Annotated in this window: 10 protein-coding genes; 3 read left to right on the top strand and 7 right to left on the bottom strand. The window is 68.5% G+C overall.

The window, feature by feature from the left end; translation table 11 throughout:
• Positions 1-86: 86 nt before the first annotated feature.
• From ASC91_RS18690 to ASC91_RS18680, 3 genes are all read right to left on the bottom strand, one after another.
• Complete coding sequence (locus ASC91_RS18690; protein ID WP_056200105.1) at positions 87-482, bottom strand: barstar family protein; 396 nt, start codon at positions 480-482, stop codon at positions 87-89.
• A gap of 46 nt (positions 483-528) precedes the next feature.
• Positions 529-957: a ribonuclease domain-containing protein gene (locus ASC91_RS18685; protein WP_394326336.1), complete on the bottom strand. Its 429-nt coding sequence runs from the start codon at positions 955-957 to the stop codon at positions 529-531.
• Positions 958-1200: 243 nt separating this feature from the next.
• Positions 1201-3498 (bottom strand): NADP-dependent malic enzyme, encoded by a 2298-nt coding sequence (locus tag ASC91_RS18680; protein WP_056200098.1) that lies wholly within the window; start codon positions 3496-3498, stop codon positions 1201-1203.
• A gap of 90 nt (positions 3499-3588) precedes the next feature.
• On the opposite strand from ASC91_RS18680, the gene thiL reads away from it, so the two are divergent.
• From thiL to ASC91_RS18665, 3 genes are all read left to right on the top strand, one after another.
• Positions 3589-4527: a thiamine-phosphate kinase gene (gene thiL, locus ASC91_RS18675; RefSeq protein ID WP_056200095.1), complete on the top strand. Its 939-nt coding sequence runs from the start codon at positions 3589-3591 to the stop codon at positions 4525-4527.
• Positions 4528-4636: 109 nt separating this feature from the next.
• Positions 4637-5128 carry a phosphatidylglycerophosphatase A gene (locus ASC91_RS18670; protein WP_056200092.1) on the top strand — a complete coding sequence of 164 codons (492 nt, stop codon included), beginning with the start codon at positions 4637-4639 and terminating at the stop codon, positions 5126-5128.
• A 2-nt stretch (positions 5129-5130) separates the two neighbouring features.
• Positions 5131-5628: a CinA family protein gene (locus ASC91_RS18665; RefSeq protein ID WP_056200091.1), complete on the top strand. Its 498-nt coding sequence runs from the start codon at positions 5131-5133 to the stop codon at positions 5626-5628.
• On the opposite strand, the gene ASC91_RS18660 is transcribed toward ASC91_RS18665, so the two are convergent.
• From ASC91_RS18660 to lptE, 4 genes are read right to left on the bottom strand one after another with little or no spacing between them, the layout of a single operon-like run.
• Positions 5625-8018 (bottom strand): EAL domain-containing protein, encoded by a 2394-nt coding sequence (locus ASC91_RS18660; RefSeq protein WP_056200088.1) that lies wholly within the window; start codon positions 8016-8018, stop codon positions 5625-5627. The genes ASC91_RS18665 and ASC91_RS18660 overlap by 4 nt on opposite strands.
• 10 nt (positions 8019-8028) lie before the next feature.
• On the bottom strand, positions 8029-8619 hold the full coding sequence (locus ASC91_RS18655; protein WP_157281809.1) for a methylamine utilization protein: 591 nt from the start codon (positions 8617-8619) through the stop codon (positions 8029-8031).
• A gap of 39 nt (positions 8620-8658) precedes the next feature.
• Entirely contained in the window at positions 8659-9729 is a 1071-nt protein-coding gene (holA, locus tag ASC91_RS18650) for a DNA polymerase III subunit delta (protein ID WP_056200084.1), read from the bottom strand.
• Positions 9729-10217 (bottom strand): LPS assembly lipoprotein LptE, encoded by a 489-nt coding sequence (lptE, locus tag ASC91_RS18645; RefSeq protein ID WP_056200082.1) that lies wholly within the window; start codon positions 10215-10217, stop codon positions 9729-9731. The genes holA and lptE overlap by 1 nt, the downstream gene beginning before the upstream one ends.
• Between the last annotated feature and the right edge of the window lie 5 nt (positions 10218-10222).

The following is a 10222-nucleotide window of genomic DNA, read 5'->3' as shown; positions in this document are numbered from 1 at the left end:
CGCCTTGGCGCTTTTCGGCGCAGGCTTTTCAATAACCGGGGCCACTTCAGTAGCCCGCTCCCATGACCCGTTATCTTGGGAGCGGGCTACTGAAAAGAATAGAAGCACCTGAACGCTATCTTCCTGTCGGCCCAATAGTCGGCCGTGTCTCGGAAGACATCGAGCAATTGCTCTCTCGCCTCGCGGTCGAATCGCACGTTGTCGGGCAACTGCTCCAGCACCACGACAAAGCCTGGCTGGGAGCCGGACTTGTGGACGAGGTCGGTCATGCAGTCATGCAGGGCGTCCAGGTTCTTGCCGAAATGCGCTGGAAACAGGAAGGCCTGCGCGATGCCATCGAGCACGTCCTGCTTGGACTGCGCCTCCGACAGGTTGGCGTACAGGAAATGCTGGCCCGCTTCTTGGGCGGCCTGCATCAAGTCCTCGACCCTGTAGGCCCGTATGGCCTGCACGATATTGGGACGGACGGTCTGCAAAAGCATGGTCGCGTTCCTCCTTTCAAGTCACAAAACTGCTGAACCCTCGACTTCACCGGGCCGCTTGGGCGCGAACGCGCTTGAAGCTGGCATAGTGATCGCCGGTGTAATAACAAATCTCGGGCGCCGTCGGCGGCGTGCCACCGCAGATAAGGCGGCGGGCACCGCGGTTGCGGGCGCCAGGGGTCTTGACCGTGTATTCGCGATAGAAGCCGCGAGCCTTGCGGGGCAGCAGACGCTCGCGATTGCCGAACACCACGCCGTCCTTGGCATAAGGAAACGGGCCACCGGCGAGAACGAGCCGGTGCGTTTCCTGGGCCTGGGCGGGCAGCTCGCTCAGCGAAATTTCAGCCAGAGCGGGCGTTGCGGTGGGGGGCTTATCGCCGATGGCTTCCTTGGCTTGCGCGCCTCCGGCCAAGCCGGAAAGCAGCAGGGCGGTGGTGACCGCCGAGGCGCCGGAGCGCGCCAGCCACGAGAGCAAAAACACGGGTTAACCCTGAACGAGAAACCGTAATGGTACCGAAGCGACCCCAAAAGCTCAAGCTCGGCGCGGGCGCCGGAGTCTGGAATAGGGTCATGTGAGCCAGCACTCACGCGCGTCTAAGTGATTGATTTCACTCGCAGCATGACAGCTGCGTGACGCCGTTTTGGGTCGTGAAAACTTCTGTCAATTGGGGGAGTCCGGGCGCTTTTGCCCTGTTCCCCCTTGGAGCCGGTGCCAGGTTCAGGCGCGTGCCGCGTTCGCGTCGGCGACGGTCAGGGCCGTCATGTTGACGATACGGCGCACGGTCGCCGAAGGCGTCAGGATGTGCACCGGCTTGGCCGCGCCGAGCAACACCGGCCCGATGGCGATGCCGCCGCCGGCGGCCGTCTTCAGCAGGTTGTAGGAGATGTTGGCGGCATCGATATTGGGCAGCACCAGCAGGTTGGCTTCGCCCGTCAGCGGGCTGGTGGGCATGATCTGCTTGCGGTAGGGGGCGTCCAGCGCGGTGTCGCCGTGCATCTCGCCGTCGACCTCCAGCCACGGCGCGAGCTGCCGCAGCAGCGCCAGCGTGTCGCGCATCTTCACGGCTGACGGCTTGTCGCTGGTGCCGAAGTTGCTGTGCGACAGCAGGGCGGCCTTCGGCGTCAGGCCGAAGCGGCACATCTCCTGGGCGGCCATGACGGTGATCTCGGCAAGCTGCTCGGCGGTCGGGTCGTAGTTGACGTGGGTGTCCACCAGCATGACCTGGCGGCCCGGCAGGATCAGCCCGTTCATGCAGGCATAGGTCTTCACGCCGGCGCGCTTGCCGATGACCTGGTCGATGTACTGCAGGTGCGTGGCGGTCGTGCCCCAGGTGCCGCAGAGCAGACCATCGACCTCGCCCTTGTGCAGCAGCATGGAGCTGATCAGCGTCAGCCGGCGGCGCATCTCGATCTTGGCAAGCTGCTGGGTGACGCCCTTGCGCTCGGTCATCTGCAGATAGGTCTGCCAGTAGTCGCGGTAGCGGTCGTCGTGCTCGACGTTGACGACGTCATAGTCGCGACCCTGCTGCAGGCGCAGGCCGAAGCGCTCGCAGCGCTCGGCGATGACCTGCGGGCGGCCCACCAGCGTCGGGCGCGCCAGGCCTTCGTCGACGACGACCTGTGCGGCGCGCAACACGCGCTCCTCCTCACCCTCGGCGTAGGCAACGCGCTTGTTGGGCGCCCGCTTGGCCGCGGTGAAGATGGGCTTCATCGTGTTGCCCGAGGCGTAGACGAAGCTCTGCAGCTTCTCGCGGTAGGCATCCCAGTCCTGGATGGGCCGCGCCGCGACGCCGGAGTCGGCCGCGGCCTTGGCGACGGCCGGCGCGATGCGCATCATCAGCCGTGGATCGAAGGGCTTGGGAATCAGGTACTCCGCGCCAAAGCTCAGCGTCGCGCCCACATAGGCCGCGGCCACCACCTCGCTCTGCTCGGCCTGGGCAAGATCAGCAATGGCGTGCACCGCGGCGATCTCCATCTCCACGTTGATCGTCGTCGCGCCCGAGTCCAGTGCGCCGCGGAAGATGTAGGGGAAGCACAGGACGTTGTTGACCTGGTTGGGGTAGTCCGTGCGGCCCGTGGCCATGATGGCGTCGCCGCGCACGGCCTGGACTTCTTCCGGCAGGATTTCCGGCGTCGGATTGGCCAGCGCGAAGATCAGCGGTTGCGCGGCCATGGTCGCGACCATGTCGGCCTTCAGCACGCCGCCGGCCGACAGGCCCAGGAAGACGTCGGCACCGGCAATCGCCTCGCGCAGGCTGCGCTGCGAGGTCGGCTGCGCGAAGACGGCCTTGTCCGGGTCCATCAGCTCGGTGCGCCCCTCGTAGACGACGCCGGCCAGGTCGGTCACCCAGATGTTCTCGCGCGGCAGCCCGAGCTTGACGAGCAGGCCCAGGCAGGCAAGCGCCGCCGCGCCTGCGCCCGACGTGACGAGCTTGACCTGCTTGATGTCCTTGCCGACGACCTTGAGGCCGTTCAGGAAGGCCGCGCCGACGACGATGGCGGTGCCATGCTGGTCGTCGTGGAAGACGGGGATCTTCATGCGCTCGCGCAGCTTGCGCTCGACATAGAAGCAGTCCGGTGCCTTGATGTCCTCGAGGTTGATGCCGCCGAAGGTGGGCTCCAGCGCGGCGATGCAGTCGACCAGCTTGTCGAGGTCGTTTTCGGCCACCTCGAGGTCAAACACGTCGATGCCAGCGAACTTCTTGAACAGGACGCCCTTGCCCTCCATCACGGGCTTGGACGCCAGCGGGCCGATGTTCCCGAGGCCCAGCACGGCCGTGCCGTTGGAGACGACGGCGACCAGGTTGCCGCGCGAGGTGTAGCGGAAGGCATTGGCCGGGTCCGCGACGATCTCTTCGCAGGCCGCAGCCACGCCCGGCGAGTAGGCCAGAGCCAGGTCGTGCTGATTGACGAGCTGCTTGGTCGCCGCGATGGCGATCTTGCCCGGCGTCGGGAACTCGTGGTACTCGAGAGCGGCCTGGCGGAGTTGGGCGCGTTTTTCTTCGGAGCTGGACATGGCGGGATCACAAGGTGCCGACGGGGCTGGAATCATGCCACCCAAGGGCGCGCCGGGCGCTGTGGATGTCCACAAGGTCTAATCGTGACCATGGGCGAATTCGATCTGATCCGGCGCTACTTCCAGCGCCCCGCGGTGGCTGGCGTCGAGGTGGGCGTGGGCGACGACTGCGCCGTGCTCGTGCCCACGCCGGGTGCGCGCTGGCTGGTTTCCAGTGACATGCTGGTCGAGGGCCGGCACTTCCTGTCGACGGTCGATCCGGTGCGCCTCGGCCACAAGGCGCTGGCCGTCAATCTGAGCGATCTGGCCGCCTGCGGTGCGACGCCGCGAGGCTTCACTTTGGCCCTGGCCCTGCCGCGCGTTGACGAAGCCTGGCTGGCCGGTTTCTCGCGCGGCCTGTTGGCCCTGGCCGACGCCCATGCCTGCCCGCTGATCGGCGGCGACACGACGCAGGGGCCGTTGAATCTCTGCATCACCGTCTTCGGCGAGGCGCCGCCGGGGCGGGCCTTGCTGCGCGGCGGCGCGCAAGTGGGTGACGAGATCTGGGTGTCGGGGCGGCTCGGTGATGCGCGGCTGGCGCTGGAGGTGTTCCGTGGCACTGTGGCCGTGGATGGCGCCGGCTTCGAGGAAGTGCGTGCCGCGATGGAGCTGCCAACGCCGCGCGTCGCACTCGGCCAGGCGCTGCGCGGCATCGCGACGGCGGCCATCGACGTGTCGGACGGCCTGCTCGGCGACCTGGGCCACATCCTCGCGGCGTCCAACGTCGGCGCGCGCATCGACGTGGACGCCCTGCCGCGCAGCGCGGTATTGGCTGCGCAGCCGCCCGCGCTGCAGCGCGAATGCCTGATGGCCGGCGGTGATGACTACGAACTCGTCTTCACGACGCCGGCCGGGGCGCAGCTGCCCGATATGGGGGTTGCCTTGACGCGCATCGGCGTCATCGAGGCCGAGCCCGGCCTGCGCGTCGTCGATGCTCTCGGGGCGGCTGTCGAGCATGGCCTGTGCAGCTTTGATCACTTCAAGTCATGAGCGCCGTGCCGTGCCGCCCCAAGCAAGTTCGCTCCCGCCTGGCGGGACAGGCCGCAGGCCGAAGGGTGCACCAGTGACCGGTGCACCCATCCGACCCACCCCGGCCTTCATGCTGCGCCACCCGGCGCGCTGGATCGCCCTGGGCTTCGGCAGCGGCCTGAGCCCCAAAGCGCCCGGTACCGTCGGCACCCTTTGGGCCTGGCTGGTGTTCTGGGTCATCTCGCCGTGGATGAGCGAGCTGGCCTGGGGCCTGCTGATCGGCATCGGCACGCTGGTGGGCTGGTGGGCCTGCACGCGCACGGCGCGCGACATGAACACACCCGACCCGGGCTCCATCGTCTGGGACGAGGTGCTGGCCTTCTGGCTCATCCTGTGGCTGATCGCGCCGGTGGGCTGGCTGGGCCAGCTCATTGCCTTCGGCCTGTTCCGCTTCTTCGACGCCGCCAAGCCCGGGCCGGTGGGCTGGGCGGACCGGCTTTTCAAGGGTGAGCGCGGCGCGGCGGTCACCTGGGCGCAGGGCTTCGGCATCCTGTTCGACGATTTCGTCGCGGCCGGCTGTACGCTCGCTGTCATCGCGCTCTACCGCTTTGTGATGGGGTAAGCATGTTTGCCGACGACCTTGAACTGATCGACCGCATCGCCGTGGCGCTGATCCAGCGGCGCGAGCGCATCGGCACGGCGGAGAGCTGCACCGGCGGCCTCATCGCCGCCGCCTGCACCAGCCTGAGCGGCTCCAGCGCGTGGTTCGAGCGCGGCGTCGTCAGCTACAGCAACGAGGCCAAGGCCGAACTGCTGGGCGTGCCCAAGGGCCTGATCGCGCTGCACGGCGCCGTCAGCGCCGAGGTGGCCGAACACATGGCGCGTGGCCTGCTGGCGCACGCGCCCATCGATTGGGCACTGGCCGTCACCGGCGTGGCCGGGCCGACGGGCGGCAGCGAGGCCAAGCCGGTCGGCACCGTTTGGCTGGCCCTGGTGCATGCGGGGCGGCCGGCCCAGGTCTGGCGCGAGAACTTCAGCGGCGACCGCCATGCGGTGCGCTTGCAGACGGTGACGGCGGGTTTGACGGCGCTGTGTGAAGCGCTGGAAGACCGGGACAACTAGCCGAGCTTGGCCATCAGGCTCTCGGCCGTGACGACCGAGATGTCCGGCGGCTGCCAGCTCTTGGCCCAGGCGATGAACTGCTCCTGCGGCATGGGCTTGCTGATGAAATAGCCCTGGCCTTCGTCGCAGCCCAGGCGGGCCAGCATGGCCCAGGCCTTGAGCGTCTCCAACCCCTCGGCGACGACGGTGAGGCCGAGGTTGTGCGCCAGCTCGATCGTCGAGCGCACGATGCGCGCGTCGTCGAGGTCACGCTCCATGGCCATGACGAAGCTCTTGTCGATCTTGAGCTCATCCACCGGCAGGCGCTTCAGATAGGCCAGCGACGAATAGCCGGTGCCGAAGTCGTCGATGGACAGCTTGAAGCCCATCGCATGCAGATGCTCCAGTGTGGACAGGGCCCGCTCGGGGTCGTCCATGATGGTGCTCTCGGTGATCTCCAGGCACAGCGAGTCGGCCGACACCTGCAGCGGCGCCAGCATGGCCTCGATCTTGGCCGGCAGGTCCTGGTCCATCAGGTCGCGCGTGGACAGGTTGACCGACAGCCGCAGCGTCAGGCCCGCGTCCGCGGCCTGGCGCGCGAACCTGGCCGCGTTGGACAGCACCCAGGCGCTGAGCAGGCGGATGAAGCCCGTCTGCTCGGCAAAAGGAATGAACTGCATCGGCGGTACCAGGCCGCGCGTCGGGTGCTGCCAGCGCACCAGGGCCTCGGCGCCGAGAATCTTGCCCTGCTGCAGGTCGATCTTGGGCTGCAGGTACAGGCGCAGCTCATCCTTCTCGACCGCGTGGCGGAGCTCGGTCAACAGGGACAGCGACTCCTGGCTGCCGGCATCCAGCTGGGCGTGGTAGATCAGGCTGCCGCACTGGCGGGCCTTGGCCGCATACATGGCCAGCTCGGCGCGGCCCAGCAGCAGGTTGACCTCACGGCCATGCTCGGGGAAGAGGGCGATGCCGATGCCGGCGCCAAGGTCGATGGTCTCGTTGTCGATCTGCAGCGGGCGCTCGAAGTCCTTCAGGATGGCCAGCGCCGCCTCGCTGGCGGCATGGGCGTCCGTGTGCGCCAGCAGCACGGCGAACTCGTCGCCCGACAGCCGCGCGAGCACCGAATGCGCCGGCGCGCACAACGCCTGCAGGCGCTCGGCGACCGACTGCAGCAGGCGGTCGCCCACCTCGTGGCCGAGCACGTCATTGACGTGCTTGAAGCGGTCCAGGTCCAGCATCAGCACGGCACCCGGCGTGTTGCTGTGGGTCAGGTGGTGCTGCAGGAATTCGGCGAAACGCGCGCGGTTGGGCAGCAGCGTCAGCGGGTCGACGTAGGCCAGGTTGTTGACGAGGGCATCGCGGCGGCGGATGCCCTCACGCATGCTCTCCAGCGCCAGGGCCAGCTTGTGCACCTCCTCCAGCCGCGAGGTCGACGGCACGGGCGTGTCGTAGTCGCCGCGCTCCAGCCGGCGCGCCGAGGCCGACAGGGCCGTGATGGGATTGCTGATGCCGCGTGCCAGCAGCACGCTGACGAGGGCGAAGACGACGACGCCCAGCACGGTCAGGCCGAGCAGGACGAGCTGCAACTGCTGATAGGGCGCCAGGGCCGCGTCCAGCGACCGCAACAGCAGCACGCCAAGGGCTTGATCGCCACCGATCAGGGGCACGAAGAGGGCGCGCATGCGTTCGCCGGCCAGCTCAACGATGCCGTCGGCTGGAGCGGCCTGACCCAGCGCAGCACGCAAGGCGTTGACTGCTCTGCCATCGAGGTTGTCGACGGTGGTCTGCCACTGCTTGGTCGGACCTTGCAGCAGCACGACGCCTTGCAGCTCCGACAGCGCCTTGAGATCGTCCAGCACCTCGCGGTCCAGCGCAAAGGCCATCAACACCCAGCCCACCGGTGCCGGCGTGCGCACCTGCACGGCGACCACCTGGTAGACCTTGCTGCCCTGCACGGCCAGGGCCGCGCCATCCTTGCTGTGCACGAGCTGGCCCAGCGCGGCGCCGAAACCGGCCGCGCCGTCGCGGGTGGCGGCAACGAGGTGCTGCTGGTCATCGAAGTAGGCGACGACCGAGGCGCCGACGCGTTCGCCCTGATTGACGAGCGCGTCCTTGATGGTCTCTACGGTGCCGGCCTCGGCCAGCGACAGGCCGACGGTGCTGCGAAAGCCATAGTCCTTGGCCAGCAGCTCGGCCGCGTCGCGCAGCTTGCCGGCGCGTTGGTCGAGCAGGCGGCGCAGCACGCGTTCGCCGGTCTGCAGCTCGCTGGCGAGGGAATCCTCGGCGTTGTGCGTGATGCTGGCGTGGATGGCGCCGAAGCTGACCAGCTGCACGACCAGCAGCAGCGCCAGGAAGAGGGCGACGATGCGCCCCTCGAGGCGGCGCAGGTTCAGCCAGGCTGGCCAGCGCATTGCGGTGGCGTTACTCGGCGAGCGTGAGGGCCACGGGGCCCCCGCCCGCCGGCACTTCGAGCTTGACGCTTTGCAGGTTGGTTGACTTCTGGCCGCCATGCCAGGCCTTGGCGACGTGCTCGCCCACCGGCAGGTCAAACGCCACCTGGCCCTTGTCATCGGTGCGCCCGAAGGTCGGCGTGTCCACCACGACGATGTGGGCGCTCATGCGGTCGTGGATGTTGCAGCCCAGCGTGGCGACACCCGGCTTGTCGAACACGATGGGCTCGGCCGGCGTGCCCGAGTAGAGCTTGATGTCGATGACCTTGATGGGCGAGAACGAGTAGACGTGATGCCGCACGGCGTCGAAGTTCGGGAAACTGACGGCCGTGCCCGTCTGCACGACGAGGAGCTCGGGTGTGAACTGGCGGTCGCGCTGGCCCATCTCGGCCTTCGTGGTGCTGGTCTTGACGGTGCGGCCCTTGACCTCGATGGCCACCGCGGCGCCGGCCAGCGGCTGGCCACCTGGCCCGCGCAACTGCACCGTGACGGGCACGGCCTGGGCAGCCAGCGAACTCAGCGCGAGGGCAGTAGGGACGAGTTGGTGAAGAGAGGGCGGCATGGCGGCAGGGTTACCGCCCCGACGATAGCCCAATCGGGGTCAACGGGCAGCCAGAACTGCCCCAGTCTTTCCGCTGGCGGCCTCGCCAAGCATCAGGGCCAGGCGGCGCAGCGCGGCCCAGGGGTCGCTGGGCCAGTCGGGGTGGCGCAGGCCTTTGACGAGGCCATCGCAGATCTGGGCAGCCTGCACGAGGGTGCCCGCCTGGGCGGCGTCCAGCCGCGGCGCGATGCGTTCAATGAGACGCTCCTTGGCGCCCCAGACGCGCGCCTCGCGCAGCGCCAATGGCAGCGGCTTGCCGGCGTCCAGCGCGGCGCGCACGCGGGCCAAAGCCCGCGCGTCCTCAGCCAGCGTCCAGTGCACCAGCACGGCGGCCTCGCCCTCGGCCTCCAGGCCGTCCAGCATGCGCAGCATGCGCGGAACAGCACCCGACAGCACGGCCTCGCTGAGCTTGAAGACGTCGAAGCGCGCCACGTCCAGCACGGCCGCCTCGATCTGCTCCAGCGTCAGCTCGCCCTTGGGATGCAGCAGGGCGAGCTTTTGCAACTCCTGGTGGGCTGCGAGCAGATTGCCCTCGACGCGGTCGGCGAAGAAGGCCAGGGCTTTCTGGCCGTCCTCGCCTTCGGGTACCGATTGCCCCTGCGCGCGCAGGCGTTGCGCCAGCCAGGCGGGCAGCAGGCGACGCTCCACGGGCTCGACGCGGATGGACGCGCCGTTGCCATCCAGCGCCATGAACCAGGCGCTGGAGAGCTGGGTCTTGTCCAGCCGCGGCAGCGTGACCAAGGTCAGCACATCGTCAGGCGCGGCCTGGGCATAGCGCTGCAAGGCCTCGGAGCCCTCCTTGCCGGGCTTGCCGCTGGGGATGCGGATCTCTATGAACTGGCGCTCGGAGAACAGGCTCATGGCCTGCGCGGCGGCCAGCACCGGTGCCCAGTCGAAATAGGCGCCGCTGACGATGAAGATCTGCCGCTCGCCAAAGCCATTGGCGCGGGCGGCGGCGCGGATCTGGTCCGCCGCCTCCTGCGCGAGCAGCGGCTCGTCGCCGTGCACGGTGTAGAGACGGGCCAGGCCCTTGGCGAGATGGGCGCTGAGGCCCTCGGCGCGCAGCTGCATCAGCCTTGGAGCTTCACGGCGGCGAGGCGGCGCATGACTTGCGCGATCGCGTCGGAGTGCATCGCGCCGTACAGGTTGGCGGCCTCCTGCTCCTTGGCCAGCGCCCAGGTCTCGGTGTAGGTCATGTCGCGGGCCAGGCGCAGCTCCACCTTGGGCACCAGCAGCTCGCCCGCCGCCGTGCGGATCAGGTAGTCGAACTGCAGGCGGAGCTGGAACTCACGCACCTGGCCGACGCTGGTGGACGCGACGACGGTGCGGTCGCGGAACTCGCGGGTGGCTTCCAGCACGACCTGGGCGCGGGCCGGGTCGTCCAGCAGCTGCACCGGTGTGCGCTTGATCTGGCGCTTGAGGCCGGCAGCCAGTGGCGATTCCGGCGGGAAGCCGGTCAGCGCCAGGGTCTGGAAGGAGAGCACGGGCTCGTGGCGCAGCTCGAAGCCGCAGCCGGCGAGGGCCGCGCTGCCCAGCAGCAGAAGGTGACGGCGCTGCATCGCGA

Source organism: Pelomonas sp. Root1237 (assembly GCF_001425055.1).
In the GTDB taxonomy this organism is placed as follows: Bacteria; Pseudomonadota; Gammaproteobacteria; order Burkholderiales; family Burkholderiaceae_C; genus Pelomonas.
The sequence above is the reverse complement of the archived record's forward strand: the minus strand, read 5'-3'. Positions and strand labels throughout refer to the sequence as shown.